Source organism: Cellulomonas sp. URHD0024 (assembly GCF_000426185.1).
GTDB lineage: Bacteria > Actinomycetota > Actinomycetes > Actinomycetales > Cellulomonadaceae > Cellulomonas.
Genome location: NZ_AUEW01000001.1, coordinates 179,145 through 198,250 on the forward strand (window position 1 = coordinate 179,145; position 19,106 = coordinate 198,250).

General features: G+C 70.5%; 16 protein-coding genes. 9 read left to right on the forward strand and 7 right to left on the reverse strand.

Going from position 1 to position 19,106, the window contains the following annotated elements:
• Positions 1-54: 54 nt before the first annotated feature.
• Positions 55-888: a formate/nitrite transporter family protein gene (locus tag I847_RS0100780; RefSeq protein WP_028048163.1), complete on the forward strand. Its 834-nt coding sequence runs from the start codon at positions 55-57 to the stop codon at positions 886-888.
• 13 nt (positions 889-901) lie between these two features.
• Here I847_RS0100780 and I847_RS0100785 read toward each other — a convergent pair whose 3' ends face one another.
• From I847_RS0100785 to I847_RS21225, 6 genes are all read right to left on the reverse strand, one after another.
• A complete protein-coding gene (locus I847_RS0100785) occupies positions 902-1,951 on the reverse strand; it encodes a hypothetical protein (RefSeq protein WP_028048164.1) in 1,050 nt (349 codons plus the stop codon).
• Positions 1,948-4,449, reverse strand: coding sequence for a sodium-translocating pyrophosphatase (locus I847_RS21220; RefSeq protein WP_051274460.1), 2,502 nt, complete (start codon positions 4,447-4,449; stop codon positions 1,948-1,950). The genes I847_RS0100785 and I847_RS21220 overlap by 4 nt, the downstream gene beginning before the upstream one ends.
• Before the next feature lie 377 nt (positions 4,450-4,826).
• Positions 4,827-5,840 carry a zinc-binding dehydrogenase gene (locus I847_RS0100800; protein WP_028048165.1) on the reverse strand — a complete coding sequence of 338 codons (1,014 nt, stop codon included), beginning with the start codon at positions 5,838-5,840 and terminating at the stop codon, positions 4,827-4,829.
• A gap of 2 nt (positions 5,841-5,842) precedes the next feature.
• A complete protein-coding gene (locus I847_RS27285; protein WP_231384024.1) occupies positions 5,843-6,010 on the reverse strand; it encodes a hypothetical protein in 168 nt (55 codons plus the stop codon).
• A 21-nt stretch (positions 6,011-6,031) separates the two neighbouring features.
• Positions 6,032-6,937: an SMP-30/gluconolactonase/LRE family protein gene (locus I847_RS0100810; RefSeq protein ID WP_028048166.1), complete on the reverse strand. Its 906-nt coding sequence runs from the start codon at positions 6,935-6,937 to the stop codon at positions 6,032-6,034.
• Positions 6,934-7,737: an IclR family transcriptional regulator gene (locus tag I847_RS21225; protein ID WP_051274461.1), complete on the reverse strand. Its 804-nt coding sequence runs from the start codon at positions 7,735-7,737 to the stop codon at positions 6,934-6,936. The genes I847_RS0100810 and I847_RS21225 overlap by 4 nt, the downstream gene beginning before the upstream one ends.
• Before the next feature lie 48 nt (positions 7,738-7,785).
• Here I847_RS21225 and I847_RS0100820 point away from each other — a divergent pair, with 48 nt between their 5' ends.
• On the forward strand, positions 7,786-9,528 hold the full coding sequence (locus I847_RS0100820) for an IlvD/Edd family dehydratase (protein ID WP_028048167.1): 1,743 nt from the start codon (positions 7,786-7,788) through the stop codon (positions 9,526-9,528).
• Between the two features lie 115 nt (positions 9,529-9,643).
• Here I847_RS0100820 and adhP read toward each other — a convergent pair whose 3' ends face one another.
• Positions 9,644-10,663 carry an alcohol dehydrogenase AdhP gene (gene adhP, locus I847_RS0100825; RefSeq protein ID WP_196804475.1) on the reverse strand — a complete coding sequence of 340 codons (1,020 nt, stop codon included), beginning with the start codon at positions 10,661-10,663 and terminating at the stop codon, positions 9,644-9,646.
• Between the two features lie 174 nt (positions 10,664-10,837).
• Between adhP and I847_RS21230 the strand changes: the two genes are divergently transcribed.
• The 7 genes from I847_RS21230 to I847_RS0100860 all read left to right on the forward strand — a co-directional run bounded on the left by I847_RS21230 (position 10,838) and on the right by I847_RS0100860 (position 19,103).
• Positions 10,838-11,296, forward strand: coding sequence for a methylglyoxal synthase (locus I847_RS21230; RefSeq protein WP_034608911.1), 459 nt, complete (start codon positions 10,838-10,840; stop codon positions 11,294-11,296).
• A gap of 108 nt (positions 11,297-11,404) precedes the next feature.
• The gene (locus I847_RS0100835) at positions 11,405-12,229 is read left to right on the forward strand and encodes a uracil-DNA glycosylase family protein (protein ID WP_028048169.1); all 825 of its coding nucleotides are present in this window, start codon (positions 11,405-11,407) and stop codon (positions 12,227-12,229) included.
• 10 nt (positions 12,230-12,239) lie between these two features.
• Positions 12,240-13,781 (forward strand): amidohydrolase family protein, encoded by a 1,542-nt coding sequence (locus I847_RS21235; RefSeq protein ID WP_155855931.1) that lies wholly within the window; start codon positions 12,240-12,242, stop codon positions 13,779-13,781.
• On the forward strand, positions 13,778-15,436 hold the full coding sequence (locus I847_RS21240; RefSeq protein WP_051274343.1) for a S41 family peptidase: 1,659 nt from the start codon (positions 13,778-13,780) through the stop codon (positions 15,434-15,436). The genes I847_RS21235 and I847_RS21240 overlap by 4 nt, the downstream gene beginning before the upstream one ends.
• A gap of 268 nt (positions 15,437-15,704) precedes the next feature.
• Positions 15,705-16,571 carry an NAD(P)-dependent oxidoreductase gene (locus tag I847_RS21245; protein ID WP_051274344.1) on the forward strand — a complete coding sequence of 289 codons (867 nt, stop codon included), beginning with the start codon at positions 15,705-15,707 and terminating at the stop codon, positions 16,569-16,571.
• A 230-nt stretch (positions 16,572-16,801) separates the two neighbouring features.
• On the forward strand, positions 16,802-17,872 hold the full coding sequence (locus I847_RS21250; RefSeq protein WP_034608671.1) for an ABC transporter ATP-binding protein: 1,071 nt from the start codon (positions 16,802-16,804) through the stop codon (positions 17,870-17,872).
• A 25-nt stretch (positions 17,873-17,897) separates the two neighbouring features.
• On the forward strand, positions 17,898-19,103 hold the full coding sequence (locus tag I847_RS0100860) for an extracellular solute-binding protein (RefSeq protein ID WP_028048170.1): 1,206 nt from the start codon (positions 17,898-17,900) through the stop codon (positions 19,101-19,103).
• The last annotated feature ends 3 nt before the right edge of the window (positions 19,104-19,106 follow it).

The following is a 19,106-nucleotide window of genomic DNA, read 5'->3' on the forward strand; positions in this document are numbered from 1 at the left end:
ACGGGTACCGATGGTCCCTGCCGCCGGTCCGCCCCTGCATGGCACGGTTCAAGGGTGCTGACAATCGACGAAGCCATGGACCACCAGGCGGACTACGCCGCCGCCAAGGTGGGGATGACCCGCCGGCCGTGGGCGTATCTCGTGCAGGCCGCTCTGGCGGGCGCCTTCATCGGGGTTGCCGTGGTCCTGATGTTCTCGGCCGCCGGGGGGCTCGCCCTCGCCGGGTCGCCGGTGACGAAGCTGGTCCAGGGTCTGGTGTTCGGCGTGGCGCTCACGCTCGTGTTCGCCGCGGGCGGTGAGCTGGCCACCTCCAACATGATGACGCTCACGCAGGGCGCGATCCGCAAGACCATCGGCTGGGTCGCCGGGGGACGGACGCTCGCCTTCTCGTTCGTCGGCAACCTCGTCGGTGCGGTGGCCTTCGCGGCGATGGTGCACGCGTCCGGGGTGCTCTCGAGCGAGACGCCTGGCGGCAGGATGCTCGCCGGGATGATCGAGGCGAAGAGCCACGAGTCGAGCAGCGAGCTGTTCTGGCGGGGGGTGCTCTGCAACATGCTCGTCTGCCTCGCGATCTGGTCGGCAGCGCGCCTGCGCAGCGAGACCGCCAAGCTCATCGTGATCTTCTGGTGCCTGCTCGCCTTCATCACGTCAGGCTTCGAGCACGTGGTCGCCAACATGACGACCTTCTCGCTCGGCCTGCTCGGTGGCGTCCCCGGTGCGACGGCCGCAGCGTTCGGCCACAACCTGCTGTTCGTCGGTCTTGGCAACCTCGTGGGCGGCGCGCTCGTCGTCGGCGCCGCCTACGCGCTCGTGGCCGGCCGCCCGACGCGCTCCTCGGACGACCAGCTCACCGACGAGGCCGGTGAGCTGGTCGAGGCTCAGGCCTGATCCTGCGCGGCGCTCACGCGCCGAACCAACGCTCCACCTGGTCCACCACGGCCGCGTCGAACTGGTCGTCGCTGTGCCGTGCGCGCAGCCACTGCGCGAAGCTGCCGCCGGCGGCCACGTCGGCCTCCCGGCGACAGGCGTCGGGCTCGGTGACGGCGCGGTACAGCATCGCCTCGGCCTCCGCGGTCGTGCGGTAGAGGAACGGGTAGGACGTCGGCAGGATCGCCCTCGCCCACGGGCGGTCCGGGAGCACGCCGACCGCACCCGCGACGAGCGCCTCGATGTACTCCAGGCCGTAGGACTCCTCGGTCGCCGTCGCAAGGAAGGCGGTGGTCCGCGCCAGGGCGGCCCAGTAGTCCTCCCGGGTCGCGGTCAGCGGGCCGACCCAGGCCCAGTCGCGCAGCGACAGCCGCATGGCCGTCTCCGACGCGAGGTGCGACTCGTGCAGTCGTGCCTCGACGCGCAGGGGAGTGCGTCGGGCGAGGCGTTCGACCACGTCGAGGAACACCTGTGGCTGCTTGCGCTCGGAGAGGTAGATCGCCGGGTAGAGGACCACGGGGACGTCCGCGTCGCGACGCGGCAGCACGTGGTCGAGGCGGATGCCGAGGTTCACCCACGCCACGTCCGCCTTCTCGGCCAGGGCCGGGATGGTCCAGCGATCGACGATCTCGTGCACCTCCCCGGCGGTGCGCTCGGAGTTGGCGAACGTGGGGAAGAGCGCGCACGAGAGCGCGACCGCGGCCCGCTCGACGGGATGGGTGATGCTCGACGTGTTCTTCCAGACGAAGTTCATCACCCGCGGCTCGCGCCCCGAACGGGCGAGCGCACGCCAGATGCTCATCGACTCCAGCGCCGCCATGTTGACCACGACGTGCTCCGCAGGATCGACGAGCTCGAGCGGACGGACGGCGAAGCCCACGCAGCTGCGGGGCACGTCGCCGATCAGGAGCGAGCCGGGGAAGATCCGCAGGAGCCGTCGAACGAGCGTCGAGCCGGCGTCGTGGTCCGACACGTGCCCGTCGGAACCGACGTGGGCGTCCGGGTAGTTGATCGCGATCTTCACCGGTCACCACCCGTCGTCGTCTCGACGAGCCGCTGCGCGCCGGTCGTCGCAGGCGCGGCGTCGGGCGTCTCGTCGCCGTCGTCGGTGGGCTCGGCAGGCAGCTCGCCGTCCGAGAGCGTCGCCTGGATCCGCATGCCGTAGAACGACCGGTAGACGAAGACGAGAGAGGCCACGAAGAAGAGTGCGGCCAGCCACGTGACGAGGGTGTGCCGTCCGTCGTCGGCCAGCTGGACCGAGAGCTGCACCGCGAGCAGGCCGAACAGCGTCGTGAACTTGATCACGGGGTTCAGGGCGACCGAGGAGGTGTCCTTGAACGGGTCGCCGACCGTGTCGCCGATGATCGTCGCCTCGTGCAGCGCAGTGCCCTTGGCGTGCAGGTCGATCTCGACGATCTTCTTCGCGTTGTCCCACGCCCCGCCGGCGTTCGCCATGAAGAACGCCTGGTAGAGCCCGAAGATCGCGATCGAGATCAGGTAGCCGATGAAGAAGTACGGCTCGACGAACGCGAAGGCAAGCGTCGCGAAGAACACGCCCAGGAACATCGTCAGCATCCCCTGCTGCGCGTACTGCGTGCAGATCTCGACGACGCGTCTGGAGTCCGCTTCGCTGGCCTTCGTCACGCCGTCGAGCCGGATCGTGGTGCGGATGAACTCGACGGCCCGGTAGGCGCCCGTGGTCACGGCCTGGATCGAGGCTCCGGTGAACCAGAAGATCACCGCGCCGCCCATGACCAGTCCGAGCAGGAACGGGGGATGCAGCAGGGACAGGTTCTGCAGACCCGTGGTCAGGCCGTCGGTGAGGCCCATGATGATCGAGAAGATCATGGTCGTGGCACCGACCACCGCCGTGCCGATGAGCACCGGCTTGGCGGTGGCCTTGAACGTGTTCCCGGCGCCGTCGTTCTCCTCGAGCATCGTCTTGGCGCGGTCCCACTGCGGGAGGAAGGCGTGGTCCGTGGCCAGCGACTCCTCGATGCCGTCGATCTCCTCGATCATCGACAGCTCGTACACGCTCTGCGCGTTGTCGGTCACGGGGCCGTACGAGTCGACGGCGATCGTCACCGGTCCCATGCCCAGGAAGCCGAAGGCGAGCAGGCCGAACGCGAAGACCGCGGGCGCGAGCATGAGCGTCGACAACCCGATCCCGGACAGCAGGTAGGCGCCGCCCATCAGGCCGACGATCGTGACGCCGAGCCAGTACGCCGAGAAGTTGCCCGCGACGAGGCCCGAGAGGATGTTGAGCGACGGCCCACCTTCGCGCGAGCTCATCACGACCTCGCGGACGTGGCGGCTGCCGGTCGACGTGAACGCCTTGACCAGCTCCGGGATGACGGCACCGGCGAGCGTGCCGCACGCGACGATCGTCGCGAAGACCCACCAGTGGCCGGCGGTGGGGCCCGAGCCGAGGATCAGGTAGGTCGTCGCGTAGGTCGCCGCGATGCAGACCCCCGACGTGACCCACACCAGGGACGTCAGGGGCGTCTCGAAGTTCATGCGGGTCGCGTTCCGGTACTGGCGCCGCACCCAGGCGTCGTTGACCAGGTAGGACACCGCGGACGCGATGATCATGACCGCCCGCATCACGAACATCCACACGAGGAGCGTCGCCTGGACGGCGGGGTCGTGGACGCCCAGCAGCACGAACGTCACCAGGGCGACGCCGGTCACGCCGTACGTCTCGAAGCCGTCGGCGCTCGGACCGACGGAGTCGCCCGCGTTGTCGCCCGTGCAGTCGGCGATGACGCCGGGGTTGCGGGCGTCGTCCTCCTTGATCTTGAACGCGATCTTCATGAGGTCGGAGCCGATGTCCGCGATCTTGGTGAAGATGCCGCCGGCGATGCGCAGTGCCGCCGCACCCAGCGACTCGCCGATCGCGAAGCCGATGAAGCAGGCGCCCGCGATCTCCCGGGGGAGGAACACCAGGATGACCAGCATCATGAGCAGCTCGAGGCTGATCAGCACCATGCCGATCGACATGCCGGACTTCAGTGGGATCCGGTGCACGGGCAGCGGGCCGCCCCGCAGCGCGGCGAACGCGGTGCGCGAGTTGGCGAACGTGTTGACCCGGATGCCGAACCACGCGACCGCGTAGGAGCCGGCCATGCCCAGGAGGCTGAACGCGATGACGATCGCGACCCGGCCCCAGGGGAAGTCGATGAGGAACCGGTAGTAGACGACGATCACCGCGGCGATGAACGCCCACAGCATCATGAGGAACCGACCCTGCTTGGCGAGGTACGCCTTGCACGTCGAGTAGATCAGCTCCGACACCTCGAGCATCGAGCGGTGCACGGGAAGCCGACGCAGCTGGACGAACGCGAGCATCCCGAAGCCCAGGCCGAGCAGGCAGACGACAAGGCCGAGACCCAGCAGCAGCCGTCCCGAGACCCCGCCCATCACGCTCACCGAGCCGAGGTCCGGGAGGACGAGGTTCGCCTCACCCCCGGAGCCTGGTCCGGGCGGCGACTCCGTCGACGAGAGGATGGTCCAGGCGGTCACGGCGGTCAGCACGGGGTTCCCCGATTCTCTTGGCGTGGTGCTACACCACGAAGGTTGTCGGCTCGCTGACCTGCGGTACCAGGGCCGTCCGGCCCTGTGCCGGCGGTCGTCTCGAGGCTGACGATTGCCGTCTCGACGGAGGTGCTGACAACGAACGGGTCGATCGCGACGCCGCGCCCCGCGACGGTGTCACGGTGCTGCACGCCACGAACTACGACGGGGGAGAGGCCGCACCCGGGACACCGACGGTGGCGACCACGCCGGACGTGTTCGCGGAGGCCGCATGCTGCGACCTCCGCGGGTGCGGCAGTGTCGCCCGGCTCACGCGAACCAGCGCCACGACGTTGGCGTCGAGCACCCTTCCCTTCGCTCGAGAGTCAGAGACGCGGATCGACGTGGATCTTCGGGCCGAGGCCGGCCCCCTGGGGCCGATTCCCCGCCAGAACGGCCCCGACTCCGTCCATACCGACGGTCGCTGCGACGAGGTGCCTGGGGTCGGCGGAACCGTCGGCGTAGAGCTCGATGGTGCCCGCGAGCCCCGGTGAGGCGCTGAGCACGCCGACGGCAGTGACGTCCGCCAGGGCCAGGGTCCGGGTGTCGATGAGGCTAGGGCTGCCGGCCAGTCCGACGTAGACGACGCGTCCGGCGGGCTCCACCAGCTCGAGCGCGCGGGCCGGAAGCGATGGGGCGTTCGAGCAGTCGATGACGGCGTCCCAGGGAAGGTCAGGGAGTGCGTCCTCGGTCCAGACGCCGTCGAAGCCGAGAGTGCGGGCGTACTCGATCGATCGCCCCGATCGGCCCATGAGGTGCACCTCGGCGCCGACGGAGCGGGCGAACGTCGCGGCGAGCAGCCCGATCGTGCCCGGACCGAGCACGAGGAGCCGGTCGCCCTCGGACAGGTCCGCGCCCCACACCGAGCGCAGCGCGTTGCCACCCGGCTCGACGAGCGCGCCGAGCGTGTCGTCCACCGAGTCGGGCAGGGCGTGCAGCGACGTGGCCGGTACGGCGAGCTGCTCGGCGAGCGCCCCGGCGAAGCCACCCCGGATGCCGACCTCGAACCGGGACGCGCAGACGTGCTGGTGCCCGGCGCGACACCGGCGGCACGAGTCGCAGCCGAGCATCGTGTCGCCGGTGACCCGGCGGCCCAGCCAGCGTCGGTCGACGCCGTCGCCGACGGCCGAGACGGTGCCCATCCACTCGTGGCCGAGCCGAAGGGGAAACTCCGCGAGGCCTTCGTGCAGGTACTGCATCTCGCCGGTGAAGAACTCGACGTCGGTGCCGCAGACCCCCGCTCGTTGCACGTCGACGACGACGCCTCCGGGCCCGGCGACGGGCGGCGGAACGTCCTGCACCTCGAACTCGCGAGGCCCGGTGAGAACGAAGGCGCGCACGGTCAGCGTGGTCCGAGGACGGTCCGGCGCTGGATGCCCAGCCCGTCGATGAGGCAAAGCATCTGGTGCGGCCTCGCGATCGGCGCGCCGACGACGTCGGACAGGTCGACGTAGGTACCCCCGTCGATACGGGCGACAGGCTCTTTCGCGCCGACGGCGCCGATTCGCATGAGGTGCACAGCTTCTCCGGTTCAGAGCGGGGATTGAGGGCGGTAGGGGCTCCATGAGCCCGACCAGCGATGGGTGGGAGCGCCGGCAACGCCGACGTCCGCGAGGAAGATGCGCCCGGCATGGGGAAACTGCGCCCTGCCGATGTCGTCGAGGTCGCGGGACGCCGTGGTGATGACCAGTCGGTCCAGCGCGCTGCCGGCGAACGCGACGCTGGACACGTGCGGGGCGGGGAGCCGGACGGTGTCGCGCCGCGCACCTGCCGGCGAGTAGGAGTGCACCTCGCCGGCACCCCACATCGCGACCCAGATGTTGCCACCGGCGTCCACACAGATCCCGTCGGGATACCCGTCGATCGTCACGAGCTCGCGGCGCTCGCCGACGGTGCCGGTTGCTGCGTCGTAGCGCCGCGTCCAGATGGTGCCGCGCATCGTGTCGGCGTTGTACATCGCGCTGCCGTCGGGCGACCAGGCGATGCCGTTCGAGATGCTCAGGTCGGTGTCCAGGGTCAGTGTTGCGCCGTCGTCCTCGATGCGAAGCAGCCGGTCTCCGCCACCGACCTCGTCGTAGCGCATCGTGCCGACGAGGAAGCGGCCCCCGGGATCGCAGGCTCCGTCGTTGGTGCGACTGGCTGGGTCGTCGACGACGAGCGGCCCCGCGGTCCGCGTTCCGTCGGACTCCACGACGACGAGGCGATCGTGGGCGGCGACGAGCAGGCTGCCGTCGGGACCGGGAACCGCGGCGCCCACGGTGCCGTCGAACGTCAGTCGGCGGCGTTCGACGACCTCGTCTCCGGCGATTGCCCCCTCGAAGACCTCACCGCGCTCGACATCGACCCAGATCAGCGCGCGCGACTCGGCAGACCAGACGGGGCCTTCGGCGAGCACATAGTGGCCGACGGTCGCGGGGTGCGCGGTGAAGGCTGTCACGCTCCCACCTCGTCGAACCGGCCGTCGATGATGCGACGGATCTCGGGCAGACCCCCGACCAGGGCCGCAAGCGGCGTGCGGTAGGCCAGGCCGCTGATGCTGATCGCGCCGGACGGCTCGCTCGGCGACGAGAGGTAGACCGGAAGGGCGACACAGGTGACGCCTGGCTCGTTCTCCTGGTCGTCGACGCTGTAGCCGCGCCGCCGCACGAGCTCGAGGTGCTCGTTCAGCTCGCTGGCCGTGGTCGCGGTCCGCGGCGTCGGCCGAGCGAGCTCGCGATCGCCGACCCACTCCGTGACAGCACGGAGGTCGCGCAGCCGGATCGCCAGCAGCATCTTGCCGACCGCGGTCGCGTGAGCGGGGTTGCGACCGCCGACCGTCGAGGTCAGGCGCATCGCGCCCATCGGGGGGTCGACCTTCGCGCGGTAGACGACGTGCTCTCCGTCGAGCACCGCGTAGTGCGAGGTCTCACCGAAGCGTTCCGTGAGGCGGTGCAGGATCGGCTGAACACGGACATGATCAGGCCGTGCCTCATGGTTCGCGAAAGCCATGCGCAGGAACTCGTCGCCGAGGAGATACCGGCCGCGTCCGTCCTTCCCGGCCAGGCCCGCCTTGCACAGCGAGGCGAGCGCGCGATGGACCGTCGGTTTGGCGCTCGCGACAGCACGGGCGAGTTCGTCAAGGCTTGCGCCGTCGGGATGCCGGGCAAGCTCGACGAGCACGGCGAGGACACGATCGGAGCCGACGAGCTTGTCGTCGCCGGTCTGTTCCGCACTGGGGGCCGGGCGTGTACCGTGCATGAGGTTCCACATGCTAGACGTATGTTCCATTAAGCGGAAGAAGGCGCCGTGGCAACGTCAACCCATGCGGAGTCCGGCTCGCCGCGCCGAAGTGCCGAGTGGTACGCGGGGTCGGACCGCAACGCGTACATCCACCGGGCGTGGATGCGCCGCGGCCTCCCCGACAACGCCTTCGACGGTCGGCCCCACATCGCGATCGCCAACTCCGCCTCCGACCTCACGCCCTGCAACGCACACCTCGACGAGGTCATGCAGAGCGTGAAAGCCGGCATCTTCGAGGCTGGCGGCATCCCGCTGAACCTCCCCGTGGTGTCTCTCGGCGAGACCCAGGTGCGTCCGACCGCGATGCTGTGGCGCAACATGGCCGCGATGGCGACCGAGGAGATGATCCGGGCGAACCCGATCGACGGCGTCGTGCTCCTCGGTGGCTGCGACAAGACGATCCCCGCGCTCCTGATGGCCGCGGCCTCCGTCGACCTTCCCGCGCTCGTCGTACCCGGCGGCCCGATGAAGACCGGCACGTTCCAGGGCGTTGCCCTGGGCTGCGGCACGGACGTGTGGCGTCTGAGCGAGGAGGTGCGCGCCGGCACCCTCAGCCAGGAGCAGTTCCTGAAGAGCGAGTCGTCGATGATCTCGAGCAAGGGCCACTGCAACACGATGGGCACCGCCTCGACGATGGCGCTCGTCACCGAGGCACTGGGCATGTCGATTCCGGGTCTGGCCGGAACCAGCGCCGTCGACAGCCGCCTGCTCGAGAGCGCGCACGCGTCCGGACGCCTCGTCGTCGAGATGATCCTGGCCGGGCGCGGTCCGAGCAGCATCCTCACCGAGGCCTCGTTCCACAACGCGATCGTCGCGCTGGCCGCGCTCGGCGGCTCCACCAACGCGGTCGTGCACCTGCTCGCGATCGCCGGCCGCCTCGGCATCGACCTGACGCTCGACGACTTCGACAGGATCGGGTCCGGCGTGCCGCTGCTGGTCAACCTCCAGCCTGCCGGCCGCTTCCTGGTGGACGACTTCCAGCGCGCCGGGGGGCTGCTGTCGGTCCTGCGCGAGGTCAGGGACCTCCTCGACCCGTCCGCGCTGACCGTCACCGGACGCCCGCTGGTCGAGCACCTGGACTCGGCGCGGGTCTGGGACCACGACGTCATCGCGGCGCGCGACCAGCCGCTGATCCCGGACGCCGGGATCGCCGTGCTGCGTGGCAACCTCGCGCCGGGCGGCGCGATCATCAAGCCGGCCGCCGCCTCCCCCCACCTGCTCACGCACCGCGGCAGGGCCGTCGTCTTCGACACGATCGAGGACATGCACGCGCGCATCGACGACCCTGACCTGGACGTCGACGAGAGCTCGGTGCTCGTGCTGCGCGGCTGTGGGCCGAGGGGCTATCCCGGCATGCCGGAGGTGGCCAACATGCCGCTCCCGAAGAAGCTCCTCGCCCAGGGGGTGCGCGACATGGTCCGCGTCTGCGACGGGCGCATGAGCGGTACCGCGTACGGCACCGTGGTGCTGCACGTGACGCCCGAGGCCGCGGCAGGCGGTGCGCTAGGCATCGTCGAGACCGGCGACTTCATCGTCCTGGACGTCCCGAACCGTCGGCTCGTCCTGGACGTGCCCCAGGAGGTGCTCGACCGTCGCACGCCGAACGCGGCGACGACCGCGGGGTACGCGAACCCGAAGCGAGGCTGGGAGCGCCTGTACGTCGACCACGTCATGGGCGCGGACACCGGCGCGGACCTCGACTTCCTGCAGGGTTCGAGCGGAAGCAAGGTCTCCCGGGAGTCGCACTAGCGTCGCGCTCGGCATGCCACCACGGCTCACCGCCGTCGACACCTGACTGCGGGACCTCCCGGCGTCCGCGGTTCGGTGCGGTGCTGCCGGGGGCGCGACGGCCCCCGGCGCAACCTCACGAGCGCAGGTCCATCACGACGCGGCCGTCGATCTCACCGCGCAGCATCTCCGCGAAGATGCCGTTGATGTCGTCGAGCGGTCGGATCGCGTACGTCGGGTGGATCAGGCCACGGGCGTAGAAGTCGAGCGCCTCGGTCATGTCCTTGCGCGTCCCGACGATCGATCCACGCACCGTCAGCCCGAGCAGCACCGTCGTGAAGATGTCGAGCGGGAACTGGTCCGGCGGCAGGCCGACGAGCGACACCGTGCCGCCTCGCCGCAGGGCACCGACCGCCTGCGGGAAAGCGTGGGCGTTGACCGCGGTCACCAGTGCGCCGTGCACGCCACCCGTGAGCTCCTGCAACCGTGCAGCCGGGTCCGCCTCGAGGGCGGCGTTCACGACGACCTCGGCGCCGTGCTTGGTGGCCAGCGCCAGCTTGGTGTCGTCGATGTCGATGGCCGCGACGCGGCGACCCATGGCGACCGCGTACTGCACCGCGAGGTGACCGAGCCCGCCGATCCCCGAGATCAGCACCCACTCACCGGGGTGCGTGTCGGTCATCTTGAGCCCCTTGTAGACCGTGACCCCCGCGCACAGGACGGGCGCCGCGCCCGCCGGGTCGACGCCCGCCGGGATGATCGGGCAGTACCGCGAGTCCACGACCATGTACTGACCGAACGACCCGTCGACCGAGTACCCGCTGTTGCGCTGGTTCGGGCACAAGGTCTCCCACCCGGTCTCGCAGTACTCGCACTCGCCACAGGCCGACCAGAGCCAGGCGTTCCCCACCCGGTCCCCGACGGCGACCCGCGTGACGAGGTCACCGACCGCTACGACGTGCCCGACGCCCTCATGCCCTGGGATGAACGGCGGCGTGGGCTTGACCGGCCAGTCTCCACGGGCGGCGTGCAGGTCGGTGTGGCACACCCCTGAGTAGTCGACCCGGACGAGTGCCTCGTGCGGTTCGATCGCCGGGATGGCGACCTCCGCGACGTCGAGATCCGTGGTGAACGACCGGACGACGCCGGCCCTCATGGTCTCCATGGTGCGCACTCCTCGCTGAGTAGTCGCCCGGTGACGGGCACCCCGCGACGATGCGGGGTTCCCTCCAGCGTTCGCCCGGCGCGCACCGGCCGACAGGGCCGAAGGGCCCCCCCGCGACGGGCGGTGGACCGTGCGGGCAGACTGGTCTCGACCACGGAGGCCGGCATGGACGGAATCAGCACTCAGCACCACATCGCGCTCGTCGCGCACGACAACAAGAAGGTGGAGCTGCTGCGGTGGGCGGAGTACAACCGCGGAACGCTCTCGCAGCACACGCTCTACGCCACGGGTACGACCGGCACGATGCTCGAGTACGAGCTCGGGCTCCCCGTGCACCGGTTCCTGTCCGGGCCGGTGGGCGGCGACCAGCAGATCGGCGCTCGGATCGCCGAGGGCGGCATCTCCATGCTGATCTTCTTCTGGGACCCGCTCGAGCCGCAGCCGCACGACCCCGACGTCAAGGCGTTGCTCCGCATCGCGACCGTGTGGAACGTCCCGATGGCGTGCAACGTCGCCACGGCGGACATGATCATCTCGTCGCCTCTCCTCGCGAGCGACTACGAGAACGCGCGACCGGATCTGAGCCCTCGAGCATGGGAGGTCCCGCCCGCGTCGACGACGTGACGTGGTCGGGTATTTCGGGCCGTCCTCCCCGTTCTTCACCTTGAACGCCCGGGTCTGGTGGACCGATGACCCACAGGGCGATCATGGGCACAGCGGGAGGAGAGTGCGATGACGCGCGAGTTCGACCCGGGATATCGAGGCCGCTTCCGGTCGCTGGTGCTGAGCTATCCGGGCGAGTCGGTGTACCCGGCCGACTCCTTCCGGGTCGAGTGGGGCCCGATCTTCCATCGCGGCCGCACGGACGGATCCGCGCGTGTCCTGGTGATCGGCCAGGATCCGGCCGCCCACGAGACGATCACGCGCAGGATCCTGGTCGGCGAGGCGGGCCAGCGCGCCCAGGGATTCCTGGCGCGGCTCGGCATCACGCGCAGCTACGTCTTCGTCAACACGTTCCTGTACTCGGTGTACGGCCAGGGCGGCGGGGCGCGGCACATCGGGGACCCGGGGATCACGCGCTACCGGAATCGGTGGATCGACGCGATCGTGAAGGGTCAGCAGGTCGAGGCGATCATCACCCTCGGTCAGCTGGCCGACCAGGCGTACCAGGCCTGGCGGGCGACCCCGACCGGAGCGTCCAGCCAGGCTGCGTACATCACCATCAAGCACCCGACGTATCCCGAGTCCGCCAGCGCGTCCGGGTCGATCACGAAGGCAGAGGCGTTCCTCCGGCTCTGCCGGTCGTGGAACGAGGGCCTGGACGCCCTGCACGGGGTCGTCACGCCGGACGTCCCAGTACCGCTGCGGCACTACGGGTCGACGATCACGCCCGAGGACCTGGCGCCCATCCCCGACGTCGACCTGCCACCCGGACTGCCTGCCTGGATGGGCGACCTCGACGCGTGGGCGGCCCGGACCGGCGTGGACGCTCAGCACAAGCGGGCGACGATCACCGTCACGGTGCCGACCCGGTTCCGCACCTGGCCCGTGCTCTAGGGGGCGGCCGGTGTCACAGCTCGTGATCTCTGGTCAGGTCGCCCCGATGGTGGGCGACGTGCCGGCGCCGCCACGCCGCGGCCGGGTCTGGATCCGCGACGACGCCGTCGCCGACGTGACGTTCGACGACCGGGAGATCGACGGCTTCGCCGATGCGCCGCGCGTCGACGTGGGCGACTCGTTCGTGCTGCCGGGCTTCATCGACATGCACAACCACCTGGCCTACAACGTCCTCCCGCTGTGGTCGGAGCCGCATCGGACAGAACCGTGGTTGCACAACAAGCACTGGACGCAGGCCGACACGTACACCGAGTCCGTGACCGAACCGGCCTGGACGTACGCCAAGGCGTGTCCGGAAGCCCTCCTGGGCTACGTGCAGGTGCGCGAGATGGCCGGTGGGGCGACGTCCGCTCAGGGGTGGCCGTCGTCGAACCGCGGCTACCAGATCGTCATGCGGAGCGTCGACGACGAACGGGCCGGGCGGGACGGCAAGGTCGGGGACGACCTGATCTACACCTCGGTCGTGACCAAGACCGGCGACGCCCTGGTCACGGCGGTGCGCCGGATGGAGAGCGGCGCCGGGTTCATCTACCACTGTGCCGAAGGCCAGAAGGACTCCCGCGTCCGCCGCGACTTCACGGACCTCGGAGGCGACGACGGGCTCCTGCCGACGTTCATCGGCATCCACTGCTGCGCCCTGACACCGGAGGACTGGCTCCAGTGGCCGCAGCCGGAGGCCGGGGGAGTCGTCTGGTCGCCGCTGTCGAATCTCGTCCTGTACCGGGACACCACCCTGATCGACGATGCCAGGTCCCGCGGGGTGCGCGTGTGTCTCGGCTCCGACTGGGGCCCGTCGGGCACCCGCAACCTGCTGGGGGAGATGAAGGTCGCGCGGGTCGCCGCCCACCACTTCGGCTACTCCCTCAGCGACCGTGACATCGTCCAGATGGTCACGTCCAACCCCGGCGACCTCCTCGCGCGGTGCTGGGGGAGGCAGATCGGACGGCTGGCCCCCGGCAGCTACGCCGACGTCACCGTCCTGCGCGGACACGGTCCCGGCGATGCCTGGAGCCAGATCCTCGCGGCGACGGAGCAGCACGTCGAGCTCGTCGTCGTGGGTGGGGTGCCGCGGTACGGCGACGAGGACCTGATGCTCGCCGCCGGCGCACCGGGCAGCTTCTCGATGACGGTCCGGCGGCGCCGCAAGCTCGTGGCGGTGCCGGACCCGACCGACGCCACCCGCGCCTGGTCGTGGGACGCCATCATGGGCGCGCTCACCACCGTGCAGGCCGACCCGTCGGGTGCGATCGCCGACGCCTCCGCACGAGCCATGGCGGGTCCACGGTTCGCCGACGACGCCACCCTCGAGCTGTTCCTCGACATGCCCGACGCGCGGCGCACCGGACGGGCAGGGCCGCCCAAGGACCCCGGGTCGGTGCACATCCCGCCCGTGCCGCCGATCGAGCACGACGGCGCCTACTTCGACGCACTCGACGCCAACCCGATCCAGAAGGGGATCCTCTCGCACCTGAGGCAGGAGTTCGGGCTGTGAATGAGCTGCCCGAGATGACCCGGCAGGCTCGGCGGGGCCGCCCGCTCCGGCAGGTGCCGGGTCTGGCCGACGATCGGTCCGAGCCGCCCGTCGAGCTGACCGTCCCGCAGCGGCACGACCTGGTCGACCTGTGGAGCCGGCTCCTGACCGACGTCTACGTCCACTACGACCAGAAGAAGGCGCTGTACGGGTACGACCCCGTGCGTGCCCTGCTGGCGTTGCGTCGCCAGATCCCGTACCTCGGCCCGGCCGAGTTCCTGCGCGAGCTCACGCTCGCGATCAACCGGCTCCGCGACCAGCACACCCAGCTCTACGTGCGGGGCACGGACCTCCGACGGCCGTCGTTGGTGGCGACCCTGCCGTTCCTCGTCGAGGTCTACGGCGACTACCGCACGCCGACGTACGTGGTGACCAAGGTCAGCGAGCCCTGCGACGGCTTCGCGCCCGGAGTCCGCGTGACGACGTGGAACGGCGTCCCCTTCTCGCGCGCCGTGGACCTGTACGCCGACACCCTGACCGGCGGCCGGCCCGACGCCCGACGCGCCCGTGCCCTGGAGACCATGACGCAACGTCCCCTCGGGTTCCTGCCTCGACCCGACGAGCTGTGGGTGGACATCGGCTACCGAGACCCCGCCGCAGGGGACGCAGCGGACCGGACGATCCGGTTCGAGTGGCACGCGATCGCGCCGGCGACGGCGTCGACCGCGCCCGACGCGGTGGAGCTGCGCACGCGCCGCGCGGTCGACTCCACCAGCGAGACCGCGCGACGGGCGCGCAAGCTGCTCTTCCAGCCGGGGCTCTGGCAGCAGGACCTGGCCGGGCCCGACCTCGTCGCTCGGGCGTCGTCCTGGATGCCGACCGCGCTGCCGGACGCGATCTCTGCCCGCGAGGTCCCGACCAGCCACGGAGTCGTCGGCTACCTGCGCCTGTGGACGTTCGACGTCGGCCACAGCGACGAGTTCCTCGACGAGATCGACCGGGTCGTGCGCGCACTGCCGAGCCGAGGCCTGATCATCGACGTCCGCTCCAACCCCGGCGGGGTGATCGAGGTCGCGGAACGCCTCCTGCAGCTGTTCACGACGAAGACGGTCGAGCCCGTCCGCTTCGCGCTGCGTGCCACTGCGACGATCGCCGCGCTCGCCGACGCCGACGGCAACGGTGCGGACCTCGCCGACTGGGCGGCGTCGGTGCGGACCGCGATCGACCTGGGCGAGGTGTACTCGCAGCACCTGCCCATCTCGGACCCCGAGCGGTGCAACGGCCGTCCCGTGGCCTACCGCGGCCCGGTGGTGGTCGTCGTCGACCCGACCACGTTCTCCAGCGGCGACATCTTCACCGCGGGGATCGCCGACCACGGCATCGGCCAGGTCGTGTCGATCGGCGCGGCGACGGGCGCGGGGGGAGCCAACGTCTGGACCCACGACGACATCGAGTACGCGCACCACGTCGCCGGAGTGCCGCTGCCACCTCGGCCACCTGGGATCGGGTACTCCATCGCCGTACGACGCGCCGCGCGGTCAGGGACAGCCGCGGGGCTGGCGATCGAGGACGTCGGTGTGCCGGGCGAGGAGCCGTACACCATGACCGAGCGCGACGTCCTGGACGGCAACCACGACCTCATCGAGTTCTGCGCACGACTGCTCACCACGATGTGACGTCTGGACACGGACTCGGTCGTCGAGCTGCAGGGCCGACGACGAACGCGTCGGGGGCACGTCGCGTCGCGTGGACAGCGCGAGCGGCGCGCTGTAGTCCTAGGCAGGTGAACCGGTTCACAGTCGCGGATGAGGCCGCGCCGCTGTCCCGCGAGGCCGACGACCCGCCCGGCGTGCACCTGTCCTGGTCGCGGGCCGCCTCAGACCCCGCGCGCCACCGCCGGGCACCGTCGGGGCAAGGGTCGCCGTGGCCCGAGGAGCGTCGTCGATGACCCGCGTCCTGGTCACGGGAGCCGAGGGGAAGGTGGGCTCTGCGGTGGTGCCGCACCTGCTGGCCCACGGCCTCGACGTCACCACGCTCACGCTTCCGGATGCGACGCCGCACGAGGGTGTCCGGGTGGTCCGGGGCGATGCGTGCGTCCGGCACGACGTCGCGGGCGCCCTCGAGGACGTCGAGGCGGTCGTGCACCTCGCGGCGATCGCCGATCCGCTGTACCCGTCGGCGACAGACCTGTTCGGCAACAACACCCTCGCCACGTTCACGGTGCTCTGGACGGCGGCCGAGGCGGGCGTCCGACGACTGGTCGTCGCAGGAAGCATCAACGCGACCGGCCTGATCTTCCACCCGGACCGCCCTCGTCCCGCGCGCTACCCGCTCGACGAGGACACCGCCGCGGACCTCGCCGACCCGTACTCGTTGTCGAAGCACGTCGACGAGATCACCGTGCGGACGGTCTGCCGACGGTTCGGGGCGTCCGGGGCCGCCCTACGGCTTCCGCTGATGATCGCGCCCGGACAGGGACCGGTGATGGCGGCCAGGGCGGCCGAGTTCGTCGACCGTGGAGCGGGCGAGGGCTGGGGCTGGCTCAGCACGGTCGACGGCGCCGAGGCGTTCCGGCTCGCGGTGGTCGGCGAGTACACGGGCGCGCACGTGCTGCAGCTCGCCGCGGCGCACACCGTGCTCTCGACCCCCACCGAGGACCTTCTCGACCGCTACGCGCCGAACGTGCCGCGCGACCGCGAGTTCCCCGGGTTGAGCGTCCCGATCGACACGAGCCGGGCGGAGGCGCTGCTCGGCTTCCGGCCGCGCCAGGCGGGACCGCTGGACGACGAACAGCAGGCCGTCGCGTCGTGACACCCCCCGGTCACGCGGGCAGCTGACGCAGACGGGCGTGCTCGTGGAGCGCGGGTCGGCCTGACGTCGACCGGACCGCTCAGCCCCCGGGCGCCCAGTCCCCGACGGGACTGCAACAGATTTGCAATGCAGATTCCCGCTTGCGCAACGGATTTCCGCTATGTTCCGACCAAACGGCCGCGATATCAGCGGTCAGCGCAGGTATCAGCCACCGGGAGAGGGGCTGGTCGATGACGGACACGACCGCTACGGCAGAGGTCGCGGTACGGCTGCGCGGAGTGCGCAAGGAGTTCGGCGAGGTGGTCGCCGTGGACGGCGTCGACCTCGACGTGCGCGACGGGGAGTTCATGACGCTGCTCGGGCCTTCCGGCTCGGGCAAGACGACGGTCCTGCGCATGATTGCCGGGTTCGAGCTGCCGAGCGGTGGCACCGTCGAGCTTGCGGGCGTCGACGTGACCCGGCGGCCACCGTTCGAGCGGGACGTGAACACGGTCTTCCAGGACTACGCGCTCTTCCCGCACATGACGGTTCAGGACAACGTCGCGTACGGGCTCCGGGTCAAGAAGGTCGCGCGCAAGGAGCGCAACGCCCGGGCGCTCGAGGCGCTGGAGAGCGTGCAGCTCGGCGGCTACGGCGCCCGCAAGCCGGCGCAGCTCTCGGGCGGTCAGCGGCAGCGTGTCGCGCTCGCCCGTGCGCTGGTCAACCGGCCTCGGGTGCTCCTTCTGGACGAGCCCCTCGGCGCGCTGGACCTCAAGCTGCGCGAGCAGATGCAGGTCGAGCTCAAGGCCATCCAGCGCCAGGTCGGGATCACGTTCCTCTTCGTCACGCACGACCAGGAGGAGGCGCTGACGATGTCCGACCGGATCGCCGTCTTCGCGGGCGGGCGGATCGAGCAGGTCGGGTCGCCGGCCGAGGTCTACGAGAAGCCCGCCACGAAATTCGTCGCGGGCTTCGTCGGCACCTCGAACCTGTTGCAGGGCGGCGTGGCCGCGCAGGTGCTGGGCCGCGACGGCACCTGGTCGGTGCGTCCCGAGAAGATCCGCATCGTCGCAGCGGGCGCGCAGCCCGGCCCCGGCGAGCACTGCGCACCGGGCACGGTCCGCGAGGTGGTGTACGTCGGCTCGGCGACGAGGCTCCTCGTGGACCTGGACGCCGGCACGACCCTCGTTGCGCTGCAGCAGAACGAGCGGAGCACCTCCATGGAGGTCCAGGAGATGCGCGGCGCCCGCGTCCAGCTCGTCTGGAGCCGGGAGCACGAGTTCGAGGTGGTGACCACCGCGGCAGAGGCCCCCCTGCCGTGAGCCTGTGAGATCGAAGGAGACGACGATGAGGCACACACGTCTGCTGACGCTGGCGGCCGCCGGCGCGGTTGTCGGCCTGTCCCTGGCCGCATGCTCGAGCGGCGGCTCGAGCGGCACCGGATCCGGTCGGGCGACACCACCGGCGATGCAGGCCATGGCCTCGCTCGGCGACGGGGAGGGCGAGGTCAACATCCTCGCCTGGGCGGGCTACGCCGAGGACGGATCCACGGACCCGGCGGTCGACTGGGTCACGCCCTTCGAGTCGACGACCGGGTGCACGGCGAACGTGCAGGTGGCGGACACGTCGGACACCATGTTCGAGAAGATGGGCACGGGCGACTTCGACGTCGTGTCGGCGTCGGGGGACTCGTCGCTGCGGATGATCTACGCGGGCAAGGTCGCGCCCGTGAACACCGAGCTGCTCACCAACTACGCGGACGTGCCGGACTTCCAGAAGATGCAGACCTGGAACTCCGTGAACGACGTCGCGTACGGGATGCCGCACGGCTGGGGCGCCCAGCTGCTCGGCTACCGCACGGACAAGGCGACGCCGGCACCCGACTCGTGGAGCGTCGTGTTCGACCCGACGTCGCCGTACTCCGGCAAGATCACCGACTACGACTCGCCGACCGACGGGATCGCCGCCGCGGCCGTCTACCTGATGTCGACGCAGCCCGACCTCAAGATCACCAACCCGTACGCGCTCGACAAGACGCAGTTCGACGCCGCCGTCGCGCTGCTCACCGCGCAGCAGCCGCACGTCGGCAGCTACTGGGCAAGCTACGCCGACGCGCAGAAGGCGCTCGAGAACGGCAGCACCGAGGTCGGCTCGACCTGGCAGATCATCATCAACCTGGCGAAGGCCGACAACGCCCCGGTCGAGTCGGTCCTGCCCAAGGAGGGCGCGACCGGCTGGGCCGACACGTGGATGGTCGACGCGAAGTCGCCGCACCCGAACTGCGCCTACCAGTGGATGAACTGGGTGACCAACCCCGACGTCCAGGCGCAGATCGCGGAGTGGTTCGGCGAGGCTCCGGCCAACGTCAAGGCGTGCGCGCTGACCACCGAGCCGACGCACTGCGACACGTTCCACGCGCAGGACGAGAGCTACTTCAAGAAGATCTGGTTCTGGTCGACGCCGCAGAGCGACTGCCTGGACGGCCGCACGGATGCGAAGTGCATCCCGTACTCCGAGTGGGGCAAGGCGTGGAGCAGCGTCAAGAACGGCTGACCT